General features: G+C 65.6%; 19 protein-coding genes. 16 read left to right on the top strand and 3 right to left on the bottom strand.

The annotated features are described in order from the left end of the window. Position 1 precedes the first annotated feature (1 nt). The 11 genes from NH8B_RS06520 (at position 2) to NH8B_RS06570 (ending at position 14,622) form a co-directional block, all read left to right on the top strand. The gene (locus NH8B_RS06520) at positions 2 to 1,378 is read left to right on the top strand and encodes an L-serine ammonia-lyase (protein ID WP_014086565.1); all 1,377 of its coding nucleotides are present in this window, start codon (positions 2 to 4) and stop codon (positions 1,376 to 1,378) included. Positions 1,379 to 1,387: 9 nt separating this feature from the next. Continuing rightward, the gene (locus NH8B_RS06525; protein ID WP_008955537.1) at positions 1,388 to 2,632 is read left to right on the top strand and encodes a sarcosine oxidase subunit beta family protein; all 1,245 of its coding nucleotides are present in this window, start codon (positions 1,388 to 1,390) and stop codon (positions 2,630 to 2,632) included. 14 nt (positions 2,633 to 2,646) lie between these two features. Then, complete coding sequence (locus NH8B_RS06530; RefSeq protein WP_014086566.1) at positions 2,647 to 2,937, top strand: sarcosine oxidase subunit delta; 291 nt, start codon at positions 2,647 to 2,649, stop codon at positions 2,935 to 2,937. Next, entirely contained in the window at positions 2,924 to 5,920 is a 2,997-nt protein-coding gene (locus NH8B_RS06535; protein ID WP_014086567.1) for a sarcosine oxidase subunit alpha family protein, read from the top strand. Before NH8B_RS06530 ends, NH8B_RS06535 begins: the two co-directional genes overlap by 14 nt. Continuing rightward, positions 5,913 to 6,506 carry a sarcosine oxidase subunit gamma gene (locus NH8B_RS06540; protein ID WP_014086568.1) on the top strand — a complete coding sequence of 198 codons (594 nt, stop codon included), beginning with the start codon at positions 5,913 to 5,915 and terminating at the stop codon, positions 6,504 to 6,506. The genes NH8B_RS06535 and NH8B_RS06540 overlap by 8 nt, the downstream gene beginning before the upstream one ends. Before the next feature lie 66 nt (positions 6,507 to 6,572). Next, complete coding sequence (locus NH8B_RS06545; protein ID WP_014086569.1) at positions 6,573 to 7,022, top strand: dihydroneopterin aldolase; 450 nt, start codon at positions 6,573 to 6,575, stop codon at positions 7,020 to 7,022. A gap of 18 nt (positions 7,023 to 7,040) precedes the next feature. Then, a complete protein-coding gene (gene purU / locus NH8B_RS06550; protein ID WP_014086570.1) occupies positions 7,041 to 7,910 on the top strand; it encodes a formyltetrahydrofolate deformylase in 870 nt (289 codons plus the stop codon). 331 nt (positions 7,911 to 8,241) lie between these two features. After that, entirely contained in the window at positions 8,242 to 9,699 is a 1,458-nt protein-coding gene (locus tag NH8B_RS06555; RefSeq protein WP_041702866.1) for a purine-cytosine permease family protein, read from the top strand. A gap of 466 nt (positions 9,700 to 10,165) precedes the next feature. Next, a complete protein-coding gene (locus tag NH8B_RS06560) occupies positions 10,166 to 11,551 on the top strand; it encodes a purine-cytosine permease family protein (RefSeq protein WP_014086572.1) in 1,386 nt (461 codons plus the stop codon). 120 nt (positions 11,552 to 11,671) lie between these two features. Then, positions 11,672 to 12,448 carry a creatininase gene (locus NH8B_RS06565; protein ID WP_014086573.1) on the top strand — a complete coding sequence of 259 codons (777 nt, stop codon included), beginning with the start codon at positions 11,672 to 11,674 and terminating at the stop codon, positions 12,446 to 12,448. Positions 12,449 to 12,663: 215 nt separating this feature from the next. After that, positions 12,664 to 14,622, top strand: a complete 1,959-nt coding sequence (locus NH8B_RS06570; RefSeq protein WP_014086574.1) for a methyl-accepting chemotaxis protein — start codon at positions 12,664 to 12,666, stop codon at positions 14,620 to 14,622. 335 nt (positions 14,623 to 14,957) lie between these two features. Here NH8B_RS06570 and NH8B_RS06575 read toward each other — a convergent pair whose 3' ends face one another. Continuing rightward, positions 14,958 to 16,064 carry a Gfo/Idh/MocA family protein gene (locus NH8B_RS06575; RefSeq protein WP_014086575.1) on the bottom strand — a complete coding sequence of 369 codons (1,107 nt, stop codon included), beginning with the start codon at positions 16,062 to 16,064 and terminating at the stop codon, positions 14,958 to 14,960. Then, entirely contained in the window at positions 16,061 to 16,870 is an 810-nt protein-coding gene (locus NH8B_RS06580; protein ID WP_014086576.1) for a ThuA domain-containing protein, read from the bottom strand. Before NH8B_RS06580 ends, NH8B_RS06575 begins: the two co-directional genes overlap by 4 nt. Positions 16,871 to 17,021: 151 nt before the next feature. Here NH8B_RS06580 and NH8B_RS06585 point away from each other — a divergent pair, with 151 nt between their 5' ends. From NH8B_RS06585 to NH8B_RS06600, 4 genes are all read left to right on the top strand, one after another. Further along, positions 17,022 to 18,002 (top strand): helix-turn-helix transcriptional regulator, encoded by a 981-nt coding sequence (locus NH8B_RS06585; RefSeq protein ID WP_232503542.1) that lies wholly within the window; start codon positions 17,022 to 17,024, stop codon positions 18,000 to 18,002. 164 nt (positions 18,003 to 18,166) lie between these two features. Next, the gene (locus NH8B_RS06590) at positions 18,167 to 18,811 is read left to right on the top strand and encodes a dienelactone hydrolase family protein (RefSeq protein WP_014086578.1); all 645 of its coding nucleotides are present in this window, start codon (positions 18,167 to 18,169) and stop codon (positions 18,809 to 18,811) included. A gap of 241 nt (positions 18,812 to 19,052) precedes the next feature. Then, positions 19,053 to 19,646 carry an isochorismatase family protein gene (locus NH8B_RS06595; RefSeq protein WP_041703354.1) on the top strand — a complete coding sequence of 198 codons (594 nt, stop codon included), beginning with the start codon at positions 19,053 to 19,055 and terminating at the stop codon, positions 19,644 to 19,646. Further along, positions 19,643 to 20,965, top strand: a complete 1,323-nt coding sequence (locus NH8B_RS06600) for a nicotinate phosphoribosyltransferase (RefSeq protein WP_014086580.1) — start codon at positions 19,643 to 19,645, stop codon at positions 20,963 to 20,965. The genes NH8B_RS06595 and NH8B_RS06600 overlap by 4 nt, the downstream gene beginning before the upstream one ends. 28 nt (positions 20,966 to 20,993) lie before the next feature. On the opposite strand, the gene NH8B_RS06605 is transcribed toward NH8B_RS06600, so the two are convergent. Next, entirely contained in the window at positions 20,994 to 21,989 is a 996-nt protein-coding gene (locus NH8B_RS06605) for a CapA family protein (protein ID WP_014086581.1), read from the bottom strand. Between the two features lie 188 nt (positions 21,990 to 22,177). Between NH8B_RS06605 and NH8B_RS06610 the strand changes: the two genes are divergently transcribed. Next, the gene (locus tag NH8B_RS06610; RefSeq protein ID WP_014086582.1) at positions 22,178 to 22,621 is read left to right on the top strand and encodes an archease; all 444 of its coding nucleotides are present in this window, start codon (positions 22,178 to 22,180) and stop codon (positions 22,619 to 22,621) included. Positions 22,622 to 22,641 lie beyond the last annotated feature (20 nt).

Here is a 22,641-nt window from a genome sequence, read left to right on the forward strand (position 1 = left end):
CATGAACGTCAGCACATTCGACCTGTTCAAGATCGGTATCGGACCCTCCAGTTCGCACACCGTCGGCCCGATGATCGCCGCCCAGCACTTTGCCGAGCGCCTGCAGCAGTGCGGCGTGTTCCCCCGGGTGGCGGCGGTCGATGTCCGGCTGCACGGCGCGCTGGCCGCCACCGGCAAGGGGCATGGTACCGACAAGGCGGTACTGCTGGGCCTCGAGGGCAATGTGCCCGACAAGATCGACCCGGATTATGCCGAGGCCCGCCTGGCCGAGATCCGCGCCACGCAATGCCTCAAGGTGATGGGGACGCACCCGATCGTCTTCGCCGAAAAGGCGCGTCTGGTGTTCCTGCCGCGCGAGAACCTGCCGGCGCATACCAACGGCCTGCGCCTGATCGCCAGCGACGCCGCCGGCACCCCGCTCCTGGAGGAGGTGTACTACTCGGTCGGCGGCGGTTTCGTCATTGATGCGGCCGGGCGCCGTCTCAACGGCCTGATGCCGTCGCGCCCGGTGCCGCACCCGTTCAAGTCCGGGCTCGACCTGCTGCGCCTTACCGGCGAGAGCGGCCTGAGCATCGCCCAGCTGATGTTCGAGAACGAGCAGGCCTGGCGCGAGCCGGACGAGATCCGCCAGCAGTTGCTGGCGATCGCCGAGACCATGGCGGCGGCGGTCAAGCGCGGCTGCGCCACCGAAGGCGTGCTGCCGGGGCCGTTGAAGGTCAAGCGGCGCGCGCCCGAGTTGTACCAGACGCTCAAGGCGCAGTCCGAGGCCAGCCTGCGCGACCCGCTGTCGATGATCGACTGGATCAACCTCTACGCCATGGCGGTGAACGAGGAGAACGCCGCCGGCGGCTGCATCGTCACGGCGCCGACCAACGGCGCGGCCGGCATCATCCCGGCGGTGCTGCACTACTACACCAAATTCGTGCCCGGCTCGACCCAGCAGGGGGTGATGGACTTCCTGCTCACCGCGGCGGCGATCGGCATCCTCTACAAGGAAAACGCCTCGATCTCCGGCGCCGAAGTCGGCTGCCAGGGCGAGGTCGGGGTGGCCTGCTCGATGGCGGCGGCGGCATTGACCGCCGTGCTGGGCGGCACCCCGGAACAGATCGAGAACGCCGCGGAAATCGGCATGGAACACAACCTCGGCATGACCTGCGACCCGGTCGGCGGCCAAGTGCAGATTCCCTGCATCGAGCGCAACGCCATGGGCGCGATCAAGGCGGTCAACGCCGCGCGCATGGCGCTCAAGGGCAACGGCAAGCATTACGTCTCGCTCGACAAGGTCATCAAGACCATGCGCGAGACCGGCGCCGACATGAAGGTCAAGTACAAGGAGACCTCCCGCGGGGGGTTGGCCGTCAACGTCATCGAGTGTTGAGGTGAGATTATGAAACGTTATTCCATTTTCAGCCTGGTGCGTAACGGGCTCTCGTACCACGAGAACTGGCAACGCGCCTGGCGTAGTCCCGAGCCCAAGCGCGAGTACGACGTGGTGATCATCGGCGGCGGCGGCCACGGCCTCGCCACCGCCTACTACCTGGCCAAGGAGCACGGCATCACCAACGTGGCGGTGATCGAGAAGGGCTACCTGGGCGGCGGCAACACCGCGCGCAATACCACCATCGTGCGTTCCAACTACCTGTGGGACGAAGCGGCGCAGCTCTACGAGCACGCGCTGAAGCTGTGGGAAGGGCTGGCGCAGGACCTCAACTACAACGTGATGTTCAGCCAGCGCGGGGTGATGAACCTCGGCCACTCCCTGCAGGACATGCGCGACATCGAGCGCCGCGTCGGGGCCAACCGCCTCAACGGCGTCGACGCCGAGGTGCTGACGCCGGAGCAGATCAAGGCGATCGTGCCCTGCATCAACCTCAACAGCCGCTACCCGGTGCTGGGCGCGTCGTTCCAGCCGCGCGCCGGGGTGGCGCGTCACGACGCGGTGGCTTGGGGCTACGCCCGTGGCGCCGACCAGCGCGGCGTCGACATCATCCAGAACTGCGAAGTCACCGCCATCCGCCGCGAAAACGGCGCGGTGGTCGGGGTGGAAACCACGCGCGGCTTCATCAAGGCCAAGAAGGTCGGGGTGGTGGCGGCCGGCAACTCGAGCGTGCTGGCGGCCATGGCCGACATCCGCCTGCCGCTGGAGAGCCACCCCTTGCAGGCGCTGGTGTCCGAGCCGATCAAGCCGGTCATCAACACGGTGATCATGTCCAACGCGGTGCACGCCTACATCAGCCAGTCCGACAAGGGCGACCTGGTGATCGGCGCCGGCATCGACCAGTACACCGGCTACGGCCAGCGCGGCAGCTTCCACACCATCGAGGGCACGCTGCAGGCGATCGTCGAGATGTTCCCGATCTTCAGCCGCGTGCGCATGAACCGCCAGTGGGGCGGCATCGTCGACGTCTCGCCGGACGCCTGCCCGATCATCAGCAAAACCCCGGTCAAGGGGCTCTACTTCAACTGCGGCTGGGGCACCGGCGGCTTCAAGGCCACGCCGGGCTCGGGCCACGTGTTCGCCCACACCATCGCCACCGACAACCCGCACCCGCTCAACGCCGCGTTCGCGCTGGACCGCTTCTATTCCGGCCATCTCATCGACGAGCACGGTGCGGCGGCGGTCGCCCACTGATCAGGAGAACCACCATGTTGCAGATTACTTGTCCCTGGTGCGGGGCGCGCGCCGAGAGCGAATTCAGCTGCGGCGGCGAAGCCGACATCGTGCGCCCGCTGGAGAGCGAGAAGCTGTCCGACGAAGCGTGGGGCGACTACGTGTTCATGCGCAAGAACACCAAGGGTGTTCACAAGGAGCAGTGGTTCCACGCCTCCGGCTGCCGCCGCTGGTTCAACGCCGAGCGCGACACCGTGACCTACCAATTCATCCGTACCTACCCCATCGGGGCAGGCGCGTCGGGAGACTCTCATGGCGCAGACTAACCGCATTGCGCAAGGCGGCCGCATCAACCGCGCCGTCCCGCTGACGTTCCACTTCAACGGCAAGACCTACCAGGGCGTCGAGGGCGACACCCTTGCCTCGGCGCTGCTCGCCAACGACGTGCACTTCGTGGCGCGCAGCTGGAAGTACCACCGCCCGCGCGGCATCATCACCGCTGGCGTCGAGGAGCCCAATGCGCTGGTGCAGCTCGAATCCGGCGCCTACGAGGTGCCCAACGCCCGCGCCACCGAGCTCGAACTGTACGACGGGCTGAGCGCGAAGAGCGTCAACGCCAAGCCGAGCCTGGAGAACGACCGCCTCGCGGTGAACCAGAAGATCGCCCGTTTCATCCCGGCCGGCTTCTACTACAAGACCTTCATGTGGCCGCAGAAGATGTGGCCGAAGTACGAGGAGTTCATCCGCGAGGCCGCCGGTCTGGGCGAAGCGCCGACCGTGCTCGACACCGACCGCTACGACAAGCGCTACGCCCACTGCGACGTGCTGGTGGTGGGGGGTGGTCCGGCCGGGCTCGCCGCCGCCTGGGTCGCCGGCCGCGCCGGTGCCCGCGTCATCCTCGCCGACAACCAGCCGGAACTGGGCGGCAGCCTGCTCAGCCAGCCGGCCAGCATCGACGGCCTGCCGGGGTTGGAGTGGGTGGCGCGGATCGAGTCGGAACTGGCGGCGATGCCCGAGGTGCAGGTGTTGCGGCGCAGCACCGTGTTCGGCTACCAGGACCACAACCTGCTCACCCTCTGCGAGCGCAAGACCGACCACCTGCCGCTGGCGCGGCGCCAGGGCGTGCGCGAACGGGTGTGGAAGGTGCGCGCCCAGCGCGTGATCCTCGCCACCGGCGCCCACGAGCGCCCGCTGGTGTTCGCCAACAACGATAGGCCGGGGGTGATGACCGCCTCCGCGGTGTCGACCTACCTGCGTCGTTTCGGCGTGCTGCCGGGCAAGCGCGCGGTGGTGTTCACCAACAACGACCAGGCCTACCAGACCGCGCTCGATCTGTACGAGGCCGGCGCCCGCGTCACCGTGGTCGATCCGCGCACCGCCAGCTATGGCGACCTGCCGCAGCAGGCGCGCCGGCGCGGCATCGAGGTGAAGTACGGCACGGTGGTGAGCCATGCCAGCGGCGATCTGCGCGTCAGCCGCGTCACGCTAAGCCGTTACCAGGGCGGCCGCCTCGCCGGCGACGCCGGCAGCCTCGATTGCGACCTGCTGGCGATGTCGGGCGGCTTCAACCCGGTGCTGCACCTGTTCGCCCAGTCGGGCGGCAAGGCGCGCTGGGACGAGCAGAAAGCCTGCTTCGTGCCGGGCCAGTCGGTACAGGCCGAAATCAGCGCCGGCGCCTGCAACGGCGACTTCAGCCTGGCCCGGGTCCTGAGCGGGGCGGTGCAGGCCGCGCGCCGCTCGCTCGAACTGGAGGGGTTCGCGCTGCCCAGACTGCCGGCCTGGTCGGTGGAGGAGCAGGGCGAGGCCCCGCTGCTGCCGCTGTGGCTGGTCGGCGACCGCGACAAGGTTGGCCGAAGCGACAAGCAGTTCGTCGATTTCCAGAACGACGTCTCGGCCGCCGACATCTACCTGGCGGCGCGCGAAGGCTACCACTCGATCGAGCACGTCAAGCGCTATACCGCGATGGGCTTCGGCACCGATCAGGGCAAGCTCGGCAATATCAATGGCATGGCGATCCTGGCCGAGGTGCTGGGGCAGAGCATTCCCGAAACCGGCACCACCACCTTCCGCCCGAACTTCACGCCGGTCAGCTTCGGCGCCATCGCCGGGCGCGAACTGGGCGACTACCTCGACCCGATCCGCAAGACCTGCCTGCACGAGTGGCACGTCGAGCACGGCGCGCTGTTCGAGGACGTCGGGCAGTGGAAACGCCCGTGGTATTTCCCGAGGAACGGGGAAGACCTGCATGCCGCCGTGGCGCGCGAATGCCTGGCGGTACGCAACAGCGTCGGCATGTTCGACGCCTCCACGCTCGGCAAGATCGACATCCAGGGCCCGGACGCCGCCACCTTGCTCAACTGGCTCTACACCAACCCGTGGAGCAAGCTCGAAGTCGGCAAGTGCCGCTACGGCCTGATGCTGGACGAGAACGGCATGGTGTTCGACGACGGCGTCACCACGCGCCTCTCCGAGCACCACTTCCTGATGACCACCACCACCGGCGGCGCGGCGCGCGTGCTGAACTGGATGGAGCGCTGGCTGCAGACCGAGTGGCCGCACCTCAAGGTGCACCTGACCACCGTCACCGACCACTGGGCGACCTTCGCCGTGGCCGGCCCGAACAGCCGCCGCGTGCTGCAGAAGGTGTGCAGCGACATCGACTTCGCGCCGCAGGCCTTCCCGTTCATGAGCTACCGCAACGGCACCGTGGCCGGGGTGGCGGCGCGCGTGATGCGCATCAGCTTCTCGGGCGAGCTCGCCTACGAAGTCAACGTGCCGGCCAACCTCGGCCGCAAGGTGTGGGAGGCGCTGATGGCGGCCGGGGCCGAGTTCGGCATCACCCCCTACGGCACCGAGACCATGCACGTGCTGCGTGCCGAGAAGGGCTACATCATCGTCGGCCAGGACACTGACGGCTCGGTCAGCCCGATCGACCTCGGCATGGAGGGCATGGTGTCCAAGGCCAAGGACTTCCTCGGCAAGCGCTCGCTGTTCCGCTCCGACACGCGCCGCCACGACCGCAAGCAGCTGGTCGGCCTCAAGCCGCTCGACCCGGCGTGCGTGCTGCCGGAAGGCGGGCAGATCGTCGCCCAGCCCACCAGCGGCGGCATGACGCCGATGCTGGGGCACGTCACCTCCAGCTACTTCAGCCCGATCCTGGCGCGTTCCATCGCCATGGCGGTGATGAAGGGCGGGCAGTCGCGCCACGGCGAGCGAGTCTACGTGGCCTTGCGGGACGGGCGCAGCATCGAAGTCGAAGTGTGCAGCCCGGTGTTCTACGACGTCGAAGGAGGACGCCAACATGTCTGATCAGCTGATTCAGGAAGCCCCGCTGGTGGGCATCAAGTCGAAACTGGCCACGGCCTTCGTCAAGGGTCCGAAAGACTTCGGCCTGGTCGAACGCGCCTTCATGACCCACGTCACGCTGCGTGGCGACCCGGACTCGCCAGCCTTCCGCGGCGCAGTGGAAGAGGTGCTGCAGCTGGCCCTGCCCAGCGGCCAGGCCATGGCGGCCTCGGCCGGCGGTTGCAGCGCGGTATGGATGGGGCCGGACGAGTGGCTGATCCAGTCGGTCGAGGAGACCGGCCCCGAGCTGGAGCGGGCGCTGCGCCAGGCGATGGCCGGCGAGCACCACGCCGTGGTCGACGTCAGCAGCGGCTACACCGTGTTCGAACTGTCCGGCCGGCGCGTGCGCGAGGTGCTGGCCAAGGGCTGTCCGCTCGACCTGCACCCCAAGGTGCTCCCGGTCGGCTGCAGCACGCAGAGCCACTTCTTCAAGGCCGGCATCACCGTGCTGCACATCGGTGAGGATCTGTACCAGCTGGTGGTGCGGCGCAGCTTCGCCGAGTACGCCTGCCTGATGCTGCTCGACGCCGCCGACGAGTTCATCCGCTAGCCGGTCGAGGCAGGCCCGCGGCGCGGGCCTGCCTCCCGATCAACCGTTTTTGTAGGAAGTTCCGACATGCAGCCTCAGAGCCACGCCGCCTCCCGCACCTGGGAGATCGTCATCGACGGGTTGGCGACCCAGACCGTGGTCGGCATCTACGACTACGAGCGCGCGCCGCAGCCGGTGGTGATCGACGCCGTGCTGCGCTACTGCCACCCCGGCCAGCCGGAGGACATCGCCGAGTGCCTGGATTACCACCGCTACTGCCAGGTGCTGTGCGCCTATCTGGAAAGCCAGCCCGGCACCGACCTGGTGGAGCAGCTGGCGATCAACCTGCTGCAGTTGTCGTTCCGCCGCTTCCCGACCCTGGAACAGGTGGACCTGACGCTGTTCAAGCCGAACGCGGTGGAGGTGGCGCGCCGGGTGGGGGTGAAGGTGTCGTGGTCGCGCCAGGACTACCAGCACTGGCACGACACGCGCCGCGCCGACCAGGGGCAGCCCCGGGCGGTGGCCGAGCAGGCCTGACGGACCATGGAGAGAAACATGAAATCCAGCCATCCTTCCCACCCATTCAGCCTGACCCTGGATTGTCCGAGCGAAGCCGGCGAGGTGGCGTCCGCGGTCGAGTTCCTCGACCGGCGCGGCTGCTACATCGACGAGCTCGCGGTGTTCGACGACGAATGCCAGCAGCGCTTCTTCCTGCGCTGCATCTTCCACCATCGCGCCGGACAGGCGCTGGCGCTGGACGAACTGCGCCGCGATTTCGTCCCGGTGGCGGCGCGCTTCGGCATGCGCTGGGCGCTCCACGACCAGGCGGTGCGCCCCAGGGTGCTGATCATGGTGTCGAAGCTCGACCACTGCCTGGCCGACCTGTTGTTCCGCTGGCGCATGGACGAATTGAAGATGGACGTGGTCGCCATCGTCTCCAACCATGACACGCTGGCCCCGTTGGCCGAAGCCAACGGCATTCCCTTCCACCACCTGCCGCTCACCCCGGACAGCAAGCCCGAACAGGAAGCGCGCCTGCGCGCGCTGATCGCCGCGAGCGGCGCCGAACTGGTGGTGCTGGCGCGTTACATGCAGGTGCTGTCGGCCGCCTTCAGCGCCGACTTCGCCGGACGCGTGATCAACATCCACCACTCGTTTCTGCCCGGCTTCAAGGGCGCCAAGCCCTACCACCAGGCCTACGAGCGCGGCGTCAAGCTGATCGGCGCCACCGCCCACTTCGTCACCGACGAGCTGGATGAAGGGCCGATTATCGAACAAGTGGTCGAAAGAGTGGATCACAGTTATGATCCAGAGCGCCTGCTCGCTACCGGGCGTGACGTCGAATGCCTGGCATTGGCTCGCGCGGTCAAGGCCTTTATCGAGAGGAGGGTGTTCATCAACGGAAAACGTACGGTGGTGCTTTAAACCGCCAGTAAAGCTGGGCAATGTCGTTATTGCCTTATCGCTGTAATTTGGACGTGAAGGAGAAAGTCACCCGACAAGATAATTAACGGTAATTGCAAAATGCTCGGAGTCGCCACAATTTCCACTAGCCATGGGTTGGCGGGCAGTTCAGTTTCATTGCAGTCGTGCCTTATTAAGGAGAAAGGCAGGGCAGAAATAATACTGAATTGATTTGTGGAGGATGACGAATGGTATGAAAGCTTTAGTGGTAAGTTAATCCCAACCTTAAACAAAATTAGAGGGATTAGCAGGGTGATACTGCACTACTACTATCAGTTTGGAGGAGAAACCAATGAGCAATCAGCATAATCAAGCCGCTGTGGCGGCAGACAAGGCATGGAGCATTGAGCAACATGCCCTTGAGCCCATCCCCGTGAAGGATAGGCATGGCTCCCCGAAAGATCTTTTCAAGATGTGGCTAGGGGCAAACATCAACTATGTAGTGGTGGTAACCGGAGCGATGGCCTACTCTCAGGGGCTCTCATTCTGGCAGGCCATTGCTGCAATATTGGCAGGAAACTTGCTCGGCTGTTTGGTCGTTGGATTTTCTACCATTATGGGACCAAAAACCGGGACGGCCGGGATTGTGGTTTCCCGCAGTTCTTTCGGGCAATTGGGTTCGTTTTTCCCCAAGGCGGTCAGCCTGATTTCCGCGCTCAGCTGGTTTTCGATTAACTCGGTGGTGGCGACCGAGGCCTTGGAAACCATCATGAAAATGGGCGGCTTCACCAGTTCGCTCGTGGTCTGGATCTCGCTGGCCATCATCCTGGCGGCCGAGATCATCCTGGCGATCTTCGGTCATGCGACCATCATCGCCGCCGAAAAGTGGATTGCCATGATTCTGGCGACCCTGTTTGCCGGTCTGGTGTATTTCGTCTATCCGCATGCCGATCTGGCCCAGCACTTGCTGACCGACAGCCGTTCCGCCTCCATGAGCACCTGGCTGGTGGCGATGGGTGTGGTGTGCGCGTTCCCCATCGGTTGGGCAAACTTTGCCTCGGACTACAGCCGCTATTTCCCGTCTGAAACCAGCTGGAAGAAAATCGCGCTCTTCGCGGGTGGCGGTCAGTTTGTTGCCTTGACCGTTTGCGAAATTATCGGCGTGCTGTTTGCCATGGCGGTAGGGGGCAATCTCGGCTACGACCCGGTTGGCCAGCTCGACAAGTTCCTGCCGGCATGGTTCATGGTTCCGCTGTTACTGGCCATCATTGTCGGCGGCATTGCGGCCAACGTTCCCAATGGCTATACCGCGGGCCTCGGTCTGTTGGCCCTGCGGATTCCCATCAGCCGGGTGGCCTCCCTCGGCATCATTGCCCTGTTCACGCTGGGCTTCCGGGTCATGACGGTTTTCTACGGATCCTTCTACAGCGTGTATGAAACCTTCCTCGGTTACATGGTTTTCTGGACCGGACCGTGGGCCGCGATCATTACCGTCGACTATTTCATGCGCAAGGGCCGGTACAACTCGGCCGACATGATGAAGTGGGGGCAGGGGGATTACTGGTATAACAAAGGCATTTTCTGGCCGGGCCTGATTGCTTGGCTGGCCGGTATCTCGGTTTCGGTACTTTTCTCCAACTCTCCGGTTTTTGCCAGCCCTCTGATGACTAAAGTCCTGGGCTGGGGCGATGTGGGCTTCGAATTCGGGCTGCTGGTGCCTGGTCTGCTGTACTACTTCCTGGCCAAGAATCAATACTCGTTTAAGGCTGGGTGCAGAGTTGAGGCGGCTGTGGCCGGGAGGTCGATCTAATCGATCCAACCTCGGTCGAGACCACAATCGCTGATCCTTGATCTTTTTCCTGGCCCCTACCCGAGCGGTAGGGGCCAGGGAATCGACTGTCTGATGTTTTTCTTTCCCAATATCCGATGCAGGCTTTTCTCCTGCATATTATTTATCGCCGCTACGAGGCTGAGATTCGGCTGGTCCGAAAAAACCCAAAGCAGCACGGGCTTGCAAGAACGGAATTTATCTTTTGCCAGCCTCAGGCGAGGAATTAACACCGTTTCAGATGTTGAACGGGTGCGTATACGCCGAGCCGCACCCCGGATTATTAACAAACCCTCAAAAGGAGCGTATTCACCGTAGCGATATGTAGAGGTCTGTAGAAAAGAGACGTTAGATCCAGTAAGACCCCCATGGATAGTCACTTTGCCACGAGAGAATGGCAGATCGGAACGGTGACTAACATGGCTTATCATGACAAAGGAGTGGAGAGATGGAGTATGGAACACAGCAAATCCCGCGCGATAAACGGGAGTACGGCTTTTTAGATACCTTGTTCACGTGGTTCGGCTCGGGCGTCAATACGGGCTCGTGGTATTTCGGGGGCATGGCGGCCGCGCTGGGCATGACTTTCGTATGGCAATACAGTTTCATCTATCTGCCCCTGATGATGATTCCTTGGGCGATGGTGGCTTGGATCGGCTACAAGCACGGAGCCTCAACCGTCGCCTCGACCATTCCCTCTCTTGGCGTGAAGGGCGCGAGGCTGATGGGGATTGGTGAGTTTGTCGGTCTGATCGGTTGGCCAAGCATCAATACCTATATTGCTGCCATTTCGCTTTCTTATGTGTTCAACGCGATGTTTGGTTGGCCGGTGCATAGTGCACCCGGCGGCACTTGGACGCTGCTGGCCGGCATTGTGACCACGGCGGTGCTGCAGGGGGTCACGGTTGTCTATGGCCAGGCCGCGATCAAGTACCTGGAGTGGATCGCCGTCGCGCTGCTGCTGGTGCTGGGCATCTGGGAGACCATGGTGGTGCTCCAGCATTGGGATTACGCGAAGATCGCCAACTTCACCCTGCCACAGGGTCAGCAGAAGACCCCGCAGTTCTTCATCGACCTCGCCTTCGGCTTCTGCTGGGGCTGGGCGATGATCTGCGACTTCTCGCGCTTGGCGAAGAACGGTACCTCGGCCACGCTGGGCAGCTGGCTGGGCGTCAATATCGGCCAGGGTTGGTTCATGACGGTCGGCGCGATAGGCGTAATCGGTGTGGTGCTGGATACCGGCGTGTTCGACCCGAACAACTCCGATCCGAGCTCGATCATCGCGTCGCTGGGCATGGGGATCGTGGCCTTCCTCGTGGTGTTCTTCGCCACCATCAGTACCAACATCACGGTGCTGTACGGCTCGGCCATGGGTCTGGTCGGGGCCACTCGCAGCACCAATCCGCGCAAATTCCTGATCTTCATCGCGCTACTGCAGCTGGCGATGTGCTTCCTGCCGCTGATGTTCAAGCACTTTGTCGAGTATTTCGAGTTCGTGCTCGGCATCGTGGGGGGGATTTTCATCCCGTTGTGGACCTTGGTGGTGGTGGACTACTTCCTGATCCGCAAATGCCGGGTGCGTGACGATGACATCTTCGCCAAGGAAGACAGCCGCGGGCGTACGCTCAGTGCATTCGGCGATTGGAACGCGAATGGCTGGATCGCCATGGTGGTGGGCCTGGCGGTGTATTTCATCCTCGCCTACGGCATGAAGGATGTTGCCGCGCAGTACACGGCCTCGTTGCCGTCGGCAGCGATAACGGCGGTGCTTTACATCGTCCTGTCGTGGGTGCGCGGTTTGGCCGGCCAGCGTACGGCGACGGAAAGCGCCTGAGATCGTTTGCCCCTTGCTCTGCTGATCCTCTCCCGGGCTTCGGGTGCTCAACAGGCCGGGAGAGGGTCGATGTGATGTTTTGGCTGCGTCGAAGTGATGGCAGCATTCTGGAGAAGTGAAATGAAACATAGCCCGCATATTTCCGAACTGACCTGGCCGGTTTACGACGCCAAGGTCAAAGATGGTCAAACCGTCGTCATGATTCCCGTTGGCGCACTCGAGCAGCACGGCCATCATATGTCGCTCAATACCGATGTCTTGTTGCCGACGGCAATTGCCGAACGAGTGGCCCGAAACATTGACGCGCTCGTCGCACCGCCGATCTCCTACGGCTACAAATCACAGCAGAAATGTGGCGGCGGGAATCATATGCCGGGGACGACGAGTCTCGACGGCCACACGCTGACTTGCACGATCCGTGATGTTTTGAAAGAACTGGCTCGTCACGGGGTTCGCAAGACGGTGCTGGTCAACGGCCATTACGAGAATTCGATGTTTATCGTCGAAGGCGTTGACCTCGCACAGCGTGAACTGCGCTGGGATGGGATTCGCGACTTCTCTACGGTGGTGCTTTCGTATTGGGATTTCGTCACCCCTGAGGCAATCGAGACAATCTATCAGGATGAATTCCCAGGCTGGGCGGTAGAGCATGGTGGTGTACTCGAAACCTCGCTGATGCTGCATCTCTATCCGAATCTGGTGGATATCGACAAAGTGGTCGACCATCCGCCGGCCACGTTCCCTCCTTACGATTTCTTCCCCGTCAAGCCGGAATGGACGCCGGCATCGGGCTGCCTTTCCTCGGCAAAGAAGGCCAGTGCCGAACATGGCGAAATATTGCTGAAAGTGTGTGTCGACGGGATCAGTACCGCCCTGTCGACGGCCTTCGACAACTAACTCCGGCTTTACACCAATCCAAATAGGCGCAATACCTCGTCCGAGGTGTTGCGCCAGACTAAACATTCCATCGTGGAGCGTATCCGAATGGAGTGGGCCTTCGTGCGTCTGGATATAGCCAGGACTCTGGCTTTTCATGCTCTCTGCAATTGGAGAGCTGTCGCCAAGCGCCGCTTGGGATGAAGTGTCTTGGCGAAAAAGGGGAGAAGTCTGATATGAAAATACGCACGAAGCTGGTGTTTTGCTTCCTGCTTACCACGTTGTTGCCGGTATCGGTTATCGCCACGCTGTCGATACTGCAAGCCCGTTCGGAGGCGATGCAGCATTTCATCGAGGCCAGTGACCGTGAGATCCGGCAAATCGATAAAGCGCTGAGCGGCACCTTCAAGGGGGTATTTGAAAATGCCGCTTTTTTCGCCTCCTTGCCGCAAATGGAGCAACTGGGTCCACAGGTTAGCAATTTCACTTCTTTATCTGGCGAGCAGACCATTGCTTCGGGTCATAAGGGCGGTGTCGAAGAGGAGTTGTTCCGGCTGTTTCATCAGTTTGGCAGCACTCACCCTGAACTGGCTTATATCTATGTCGGCACGGAACAGGGGGGGCTGGTGCAGTGGCCGGAGGGGAAGGTGAATGCACCGTATGATCCCCGCAATCGTCCTTGGTATACGTTGGCAATGGCCAATCCAGGCCGCAGCGTGCTGACCGACGCCTATTACTGGGCGGGCGACGACACCACCCTGATCAGTTCTGCGCACTCGATCGAGCGTAATGGCCGCAAGCTGGGGGTGATGGTCATGGACATGTCGCTCAAGGGGTTGACCGATATGGTGCGCAAGATCCGCATCGGCGAGAGCGGTTTCCTGATGCTGGTGCAGGGCGACGGCACGGTGCTGGTCGACCCGCTCAAGCCCGAGCACAACTTCAAGAAGCTGGCCGAGATTGACGGCGGCGCCTACGCCGCGCTCGGCGCGCTCGACGCCGGCCAGCTCGCCGTGACGCTAGGCGGCGAGGCGTACCAGGCCAACGTGATCAAGTCGCCGCTGTTGGGCTGGAAGTTCATCGGCCTGGTCAAGCGCGCCGAGATCTACGCCCACGCCGAGCGCATGGCCTGGACCATCGCGGCGATCAGCCTCGGCCTGGTGCTGGTGCTGTCGCTGCTGGGGGGCTGGCTCGCCGGCTTGATCGCGCGCCCGGTGCAGCAGGTCGCCGAGGGGCTGCACGCCATCGCCGCCGGCGACGGCGAGCTGACACGCCGGCTCACGGTGACGTCGCGCGACGAGACCGCGACGCTGGCGCAACGCTTCAACGGCATTCTCGACACCATCCTGCACCTGGTGCGCCAGACCAGCCTCAAGGCCGGCGAGGTGGGCGAATCGGCCGGACGCGTCGATCATGTCGCGCGCACCATGAGCCAGACGGCGCAGGCCCAGCTCGCGGTGCTGGAGAACGCCGCGAGCGCGGTCAGCCGCATGGCGGACAGTGCCGAAACGGTGGCGCGCAATTGCGAGCAGGCCGCCGCCGCGGCGCAGGACGGTCAGCAGTCGGCGCTGCAGGGCGAGCAGGTGGTGGACGAGACCGTGGCCAGCGTCGAAGCCCTGAGCGCCACGCTGCGCCAGGCCTCGGCGTCGCTGCAGGAGCTGGAGGCCGCCGGGCAGGACATCACCGCCATCCTCGAGGTGATCCGCGGCATCGCCGACCAGACCAACCTCTTGGCGCTCAACGCCGCGATCGAGGCGGCGCGCGCCGGCGAGCAGGGGCGCGGTTTTGCCGTGGTGGCGGACGAGGTGCGTTCGCTGGCGCAAAGCACGCAGCAGTCGACGCGCCAGATCCAGGCCTTGCTCGACAAGCTCGGCCAGGGCACGCGGCTGGTGGCCCGCGAAATGGCGAGCAGCCTGGCGCAGTCCGACGACACGGTGCTCAAGAGCGGCGCGGCGCGCCAGGCGTTTGGCCGCATCTCGCAGTCGGTGCGGGTGATCCACGAGATGAACGCGCAGATCGCGCGCGCCAGCACCGATCAGCACCAGGCCACGGCGCGGCTCTCCAGCGACATCGAGCATGTCTGCGGCGCGGCGCACCAGGTGTCGCACCACGCCGACGAGGCGGCGAGCCACAGCGTACAGCTGGTGGAACTGGCGGGCGGGCTGGGCCAGCTGGTGAGCCGCTTCAAGACCTGAGAACCGGTTTACGATCTGCTGCGCTGCTGCGATACGGCGTTAAAAACGATTTCGGAATGCTCGTTTACTGCTTGTAAACGCCGCTTCCTCAGCCGTTTTTGCCTTGTCTCGCGCTAGCCCGCGAGATCGTAAACAGGTTCTGAGCCTGGAGCCGGTGACCGATGATGGGGGCAGGGAGGAACAGGCTCAGCGAACGATTCGATGTTTCTCCCGATCTGTTGCTGTTGCACGCTGTCGATCGGGGCCATTTCGCTACCGGCTAAGGTTGGCCGAAGACGGCGTGCGGCCGGCCATGCCGCCACCTTGGGCGTGGCGCGTCAGACCGGCCGCCGCCGCTAGCCGCGGGCCGCGCTGCCGATCCTCACCGGTTCGCCCGAGCGGGCGCTGGCGTAGATCGCGTCGAGGATTTCCATCACGATCAGCCCTTCCTCGCCCGGCGCCGGGTGGGGGCGCTCGTTCAGGATCGCCTCGGCATAATCGTGCATCGCCGAGTGCGCCGGTGTCGCCGCTGGATTGAGGCGCATGTCGAACTGCGCGCCGTCCTGCTCCAGGAAGATGTGCGCGTCGAAGGTGTAGCCCTCGCCGACGTTGTGCTGCAGCAGGCCGGCCCGGGTGCCAAGGAGGCGCGTCTCCATCAGCTCGGCTTCGCGGATGTTGGCGGCCCAGGACGCTTCCAGCGCCAGCGTGGCGCCGTTGTCGAAACGGATCAGCGCGCAGGCCAGGTCCTCGACGTCGAAGTCCTTGCCGGATTGCGCCGCCAGCGGCCGCGCAATGTGGTCGTAGCTGCCCCCCATCACCCAGGTCGGCTTGGGGTAGCCCATCAGCCACAGGGCCAGGTCGAGGCGGTGCACGCCGAGGTCGATCAAGGGGCCGCCGCCGGCCAGCGCCTTGGTGCCGAACCAGCCGCCGAAACCCGGCATGCCGCGCCGGCGGTGCCACACCGAGCGCCCGAAGTAGAAGTCGCCGAAGCGCCCGGCGTCCACCTGCGCCTTCAGCGCGCGTGACTGCGCCGAGAAGCGGTAGGAGAAGTTGATCATCAGGCGCTTGCCGGCGCGACGCGCCGCTTCCAGCATCTCGCGCCCCTCGTCCGCGTTGAGCGCCATCGGCTTCTCGCACAACACGTGGCAGCCGGCCTCGAACGCCGCCAGCGTCAGCCCCTTGTGGTACTTGTTCGGGGTGCACACGCTCACCACGTCGAGCCGCTCCGCCGCCAGCATCGCGTCAGCGCTGTCGTAGCGCGCCGCGATGCCGAACTGCTCGCCGACCTTGGCCAGCCGCTCGAGGTCGGGGTCGCAAATCGCCGCCACCTCCACCTGCGGGTGCTGCAGCCAGCCCTCGATATGCAGCCGGCCGATGCCAAGGCCGATCACGCCGACGCGCAGGCGGCGGCCGTCTTCGGCGCGCGGCGCGTCTTTCACTTCCACCTTGTAGTCGTCGTTCATTGGATATCTCCCTTGCCTTGCAGGATGCCGACTTTGCCGAAGCTCACGGTCTTTTCGCTCAGCTTTTCCAGCGGCGGCGACATCGGGCAGCGATCGACCATGTTGACGCGCGGCGTGGCCCACTGCACCGCGTTGGCCAGCACGCGCTGCACGTTGGCGTCGTGGTAGGTCGGGTAGGCCTCGTGGCCGGGGCGGAAGTAGAAGATGCGGCCGTGGCCGCGCTCCCAGCAGCAGCCGGAGCGGAACACCTCGCCGCCCTCGAACCACGAGATGAACACGGTGCTGTCCGGCTGCGGAATGTCGAAGCGCTCGCCGTACATCTCTTCGTTCGGCAGCTCGAAGTACTCGCCGAGACCGGCGGCGATCGGGTGCGACGGCTCGACCACCCACACGCGTTCCTTCTCGTCCGCCTCGCGCCACTTCAGCGAGCAGTTCGTCCCCAGCAGGCGGCGGAAGATCTTCGCGAAGTGGCCGGAGTGCAGCACGATCAGCCCCATGCCTTCCAGCACGCGGCGCTGCACGCGCTCCACCACGGCGTCGCTTACCTGGTCGTGCGCCTTGTGGCCCCACCACAGCAGCACGTCGCAGCCGGCCAGGCGTTCTTCGGACAGGCCGTGCTCGGGCTCGTCGAGCGTGGCGGTGGCAATCTCCAGCGGCAGCGCGCCGGGGTTGAGCGCCGGCGTCTCGGCGAGCGCGGTGGCAATGGTGGTGTGCAGCCCGTCCGGGTAGATGGCGCGCACCGCCTCGCTCTCCCGCTCGTGGCGGAATTCGTTCCAGACAATGACAGAAATCTTGGTTTTTAGCACAATGTTCCTCCAGGATGGTTTCAACGCCAGGCAATGACCGAGTTCCGGCCTGCTTGGCTGGTGGGGCCGAATGATGTGGTCCGACGTGAAAAAGAGTAGCCGTCCGCCGGGCCTTCCCTCAATCTGAAAGAGCGCGAAAAAACTGCGAAGAATGTCAAAAAACCTGGATTCATTGTCGCCGCCGCTCGAAGCGATCGTCCGGCAGCCGAGCCCGCGCCAGGCCGCGCCCGAACAGGCCCCCCGGATGCGCCGCGAGCTGGCGGCGTTTGTGCACGGCCTGGCCGACGGAACCCGGCCCCTGCGGCTGCCCGGCGCGGCGGGCGAGTGGGCGGCCGGCGGCGACGGGCACTTCCATCTGGCGCCCGAGCTGTTCCTGCAGGTGGCGGGGTGGACGCGCTTCCGCTTTCCGCACGGCGAACTGCGGCTGGGGCCGGGCGAGGCGCTGGTGCTCCCTCCCAAGCTGCTGCACGCCGAGCTCGTCGGTGCGGCGGAGGACGGCACGCCGTTCTGTAATATCGTGGTGTACGCCGAGGGGGCGACGCTGATCTGCCACGTTGCCCACGAGGAAGCGCCGGGGCAGCCGGGCATCCTGCACCTGGAGGCGCGTCAGCATGCTCAGGCGCACGGTATTCACGACTGGCTGGCCGATGCCGCGCGCCTGGGGCGCAGCTCCGGCGCGGCGGTGGACGCGGAGCCGGCCTGGGCCGCGGCCCAGGCGCGAGCGCTGGTGGTGGCGGCCACCGCCGGGGTGCTGCGCGTGCTCGACGACGCCAGCGCCGACACCCGGCAGGAGCCGCCGCTGGTGGCGCGGGTGCGCGTTCTGGTGCAGAACCAGTTGGGCGATCATCAGCTCAGCGTGCGGCGTCTCGCCGCGCAGTCTGGCTGCACCGCGGACTATCTGTCGCACCTGTTCAGCCAGACGACCGGCGAACACCTCGCCGCCTTCATCAACCGCCAGCGCATGGAGCGCGCCGCCCGTCTGCTGGACGAGAGCGCGCGGGCCGGCAAGGAGGTGGCGTGGGCTTGCGGTTTTGCCACCCAGAGCTACTTCATCCGCACCTTCCGGGCGCATTTCGGCGTGACCCCCAAGGCCTGGCGGGCGGCTCGGGAGCAAGGGGCTGCGGAGCGCTGATAGCGATCGCTCGGGTGGGGGCGGGTCGCCGTGCGCCGTCACGGTGCGCTCATCGCCGCGTGCCCGGCTCCAGGTCCCGGATCATCGCCCGGCACGCAGCGCCATGGGCTACAGTGAAGGGACGATACACCGGCTGACCGGCGTGCCGGCGGCGAGGGGGCAAGATGCAAAGCGGCAAGCGTGAAGTGGCCATTCCGGTGCAGGAGGCCTGGCTCGAGGGGCACCTCGAGATTCCCCTGGGGGCGGTCGGCGTGGTGCTGTTTGCCCACGGCAGCGGCAGCGGCCGCTTCAGTCCGCGCAACAACTACGTGGCCGAGGTGCTGCAGGAGGCCGGCATCGCCACGCTGCTGTTCGATCTGCTGACGCGCGAGGAAGACCAGGTCTACCAGACGCGCTTCGACATCGCCCTGCTCACCGAGCGGCTGGAGGCCGCCACCGCCTGGCTCAAGCGCCAGCCTGACACCGCCGCGCTGCCGGTGGGCTATTTCGGCGCCAGCACCGGTGCGGCCGCGGCGCTGCGCGCGGCGGCGCACCAGGGCGCGGACATCGCCGCCGTGGTGTCGCGTGGCGGCCGCCCCGACCTGGCCGGCGCGGCGTCGCTGGTGCAGGTGCACAGCCCGACCCTGCTGCTGGTGGGCGAGCTCGACACTGAGGTGATCCGCCTCAATCAGGAAGCGCAGGCCCACATGCACTGCCCGACCTCGCTCGTCATCATTCCCGGTGCCACCCATCTGTTCGAGGAGCCGGGCACGCTCACCGAGGTCGCCAACGACGCCGCGCAGTGGCTGCGCACCCACCTGTCTCCTTAGCGCCGGTTCAAGGCCTTTCTTGCACCGGCAGTGCCCGGCCGCAGTCGAAATAAAAGGCCTTGTACAGGTGCTTATGGCGCACCACCGGTGTCCCGACGCGCTGCCGGCATCTCTTTTTCTCACCCTGATCCTGGCCCCGTCGGTTCGGTTGCAAATGGCCGGCGCAAGCCTTGTCGTTCCTGCCGCAGCCAGACAGCGGGTCTACAATAAAGTGAGAAATTGCTGCTTCGGGATGATTGCCATGTCCCCATCTGTCATCACACTGTCGCACGGTGACGCCCTTCTCGTGGTCGACGTGCAGAACGACTTCCTGCCCGGCGGGCGGTTGGCGGTAGGTAGCGGCGACGAGGTGGTGCCGGTGCTCAACCGCTATATCGATGTTTTCGTGGCTCAACGCTTGCCGGTATATGCCACCCGGGATTGGCATCCTCCCGATCACTGTTCGTTCACCCCGCAGGGCGGGGCCTGGCCGGCGCATTGCATTGCCGGCAGCAACGGGGCCCAGTTCGCGCCGAGGCTGCACCTGCCGCGCTCGACCGTCGTCGTTTCGAAGGCCATGCATAGCAAGCGGGACGCCTATTCCGGCTTCGACGGCACGCGGCTGGAACATGCCCTGCAGCGTAACGGGGTGGGGCGTCTGTTCGTCGGCGGGCTCGCCACCGACTATTGCGTGCTCAACACCGTGCGTGACGCCCTCAAGCAGGGCTTCACGGTGTGCCTGCTGGTGGATGCGATCCGTGCCGTCAACGTCGATCCCGACGACGGCATGCGTGCCGAGGGGGAGATGTGCCGGCTCGGCGCGCATCCGGTGGTGTTTCGGGATCTGGCGGCATGAGCGGCTCGTCCGGCAGCGTGCTCCTCACCGACTGGTACCAGCTCACCATGCTGCAGGCCTATTTCGACGAAGGCATGGCGGAGACCGCGGTATTCGAATGCTTCGTGCGCAGCCTGCCGCCGGGGCGCGATTTCCTGATCGCGGCGGGCCTGGAACAGCTCTTGCAGTATGTCGAGACCCTGCGCTTTGCCCCGCAGGAACTGGACTGGCTCGCCGGCCAGCAGCGGTTCAAGCCGCCGTTTCTCGATTACCTGCGCGACTTCCGCTTCTGCGGCGACATCGACGCCATGCCCGAGGGCACGCTGTTCTACCCCAACGAGCCGATCCTGCGCGTCACGGCGCCGATCGCGCAGGCCCAGCTGATCGAGAGCCGGCTCATCAACCTGGTGCATTTCCAGACCGTGGTGGCGTCGAAGGCGGTGCGCTGCGCGCTGGCCGCGTCGGGCAAGCGCCTGGTGGATTTCGGCTTTCGCCGCACCCACGGCGGCGAGGCCGGCTTGATGGCGGCGCGCGCCTGCTACCTGGCGGGGTACGACGGCACGGCGACGGTGCAGGCCGGGATGCGGTTCGGCATCCCGGTGTTCGGTACCATGGCGCATTCTTACGTCGAGGCACACGCCACCGAGGTCGAGGCCTTCGAGCGCTTCGCCCGGTCGCAGCCGGACAACGTGGTGCTCCTGATCGATACCTACGACACCGAGGCGGCGGCGCGTAAGGTGGCGGCGCTGGCGCCCCGGCTGGCGCAGCAGGGCATCCGCATCGGCTCGGTGCGGCTCGATAGCGGCGACCTCGCCGCGCACGCCCGCGCGGTGCGGGCCATCCTCGACGCGGCCGGCCAGCAAGGCATCGGCATCTTCTGCAGCGGCAACCTCGACGAGGACGAGCTGCGTTGCCTGCTCGCCGCGGGGGCGCCGATCGACGGCTTCGGCGTCGGCACGCGCGTCGACACCGCCTGCGACAGCCCCTACCTCGACTGCGTCTACAAGCTGCAGGAATACGCCGGCACGGCGCGGCGCAAGCGCTCCACCGGCAAGGCGACCTGGCCCGGCCGCAAGCAGGTGTATCGCTGCTACGCCGCGGACGGCCGCTTCGACCACGACGTGGTGGCCTTGCTGGACGAACCGCCGCCGGCCGGCGAGCCCTTGCTGCAAAGCTGCATGCGCCAGGGGCAGCGTGTGGGCGCGGCGGTGACCCTGGCGCAAAGCCGCGACCATGTCGCCGCCCAGTTGCGCCGCTTGCCGGGCACGCGGCCGTACCGCGTCGAGATCAGCCTGGCGCTGCAGGACCTGGCGCAGCAGCTCGACCGGGAAGAGCACTAGCTTTCTTCATATACGGGCGGTGGCGAGCCTACGCCCCCGCATCCCCGCCATCCCCCGCCTGCCAGCGCAGCCGTTCGCCGGCCTCGATCAAGTCGGTGCCGAATTCGGCCGAGAGCGCCCGCATGCGCCGGCACAGCGCGGAACGCTCGGGCTCGGGCGCGCGCTGGACCCGCGCCAGCGTGAGCAGCGCCGGCACCAGCTCCAGCCGCGTCAGTCGGCCGTGCTCGAACGTCACCAGGAACAGGAAGCTCCAGTCGTTGCGCCACCACGGACCGACCGCGTAGTCGTCGAGGAAGTCGCCGGTGTCGTACAGGATGGGCTTGCCGTGGTGAATCTCGACGCCCTGGCACAGGTGGGCGCTGTGGCCGTGGAACAGGTCCACCCCTAGGTCGACGGCGGCGCGGGCGAAAGCGCGGAAGTGCGCCGGCGGGCGCTCGACCATGTTCGGCCCCCAGTGGCAGGACAGCACCACCAGCGCCGCATCGGCGCCGCGTGCGGCCCGCACCTGCTGTTGCAGCGCCGGCAGGCTGGCCGGATCGATTGGCAGGTAGCGCGTGCCGGGGCGCTCGCTCGTGGCGGCGAACGGCGGTTCGTTGTCGGTGATGGCGATCAGCGCCACGCGGCAGCCGCCGGCATCGATCAGCGCCGGCTGGCAGGCTTCGGCCAGGTCGTGGCCGGCGCCGGCGTGGGCGATGCCGGCGCGGTCGAGATGCTGCAGGGTGTCGAGCAGGCCGGCCTCGTTGTAATCGAGCACGTGGTTGTTGGCGAGCGCGACGGCATCGATGCGCGCCGCGCGCAGCACCTCGATCACCCGTGGGTCGGCGCGGAAGTGGAACACCTTGTCGGTGCGCGTCCAGCGCTGGCGGTGCCGGGTGATGGCGCATTCCAGGTTGACGAGGCGGGCGTCGGCGCCGTCCATGATCGGCAGCAGATCGCCCCAGGGCTGGGCCGGCGGGTTCTTGATCACGATATCGCTCACCAGCCGTCCCAGCATCACGTCGCCCGCCAGCGCCAGGGTGGTCATCGCGCTCTCCTTGCCGTTCGCTCCCACTTCATAGGCTAGCCCGCCGTGGCGCTGGCGGGGCGGAAAGCGACGGTTTTTCGACCGTGGCGGCCGGTGCGGGGGCGCGGCCGCCGTCGCCCGGACGGCTTCATATAATGAAGCATTCACGATGCCTGCTCCCGGACGGAGCGGGGCACGGAGGCGATGCCATGGCCCCACCCGATGTGCCGGCGACGACGGCAGCGCCGCGCTACGGCTATTTCGACCACGACGCCGACCTCGGCATCGAAGCCTATGGGGCGACCCCCGAGGCGGCGATGGAGGCGGCGGCCGAGGCGATGTTCGCGGTGATGACCGATCTCGCCGCGCTGCGCCCGGAGCAGCAGCTGGAGCTGGACTTCGACGAGGCCGACCCGGAGCTGGCGCTGGTGACCTGGCTCAACCTGCTGCTGGCGGAGGCGCAGAGCCGGCGCCTGGTGTGGTGCCGCTTCTGGCTCCAGCGCGACGGCAGCCGCTGGCACGGCGTGGCGGCGGGGCAGCCGTGGACGGCGGCGCTGGAGCGCGGCGTCGAGGTCAAGGGCGCCACCCTGACGCAGCTCTCGCTGACGCCGCAGGAGGGCGGGTGGAGGGCGCGCTGTGTGGTGGACGTGTAAAAACCTGTCCATGATCCTGC

This window comes from Pseudogulbenkiania sp. NH8B (assembly GCF_000283535.1).
Classification (GTDB): Bacteria; Pseudomonadota; Gammaproteobacteria; order Burkholderiales; family Chromobacteriaceae; genus Pseudogulbenkiania; species Pseudogulbenkiania ferrooxidans.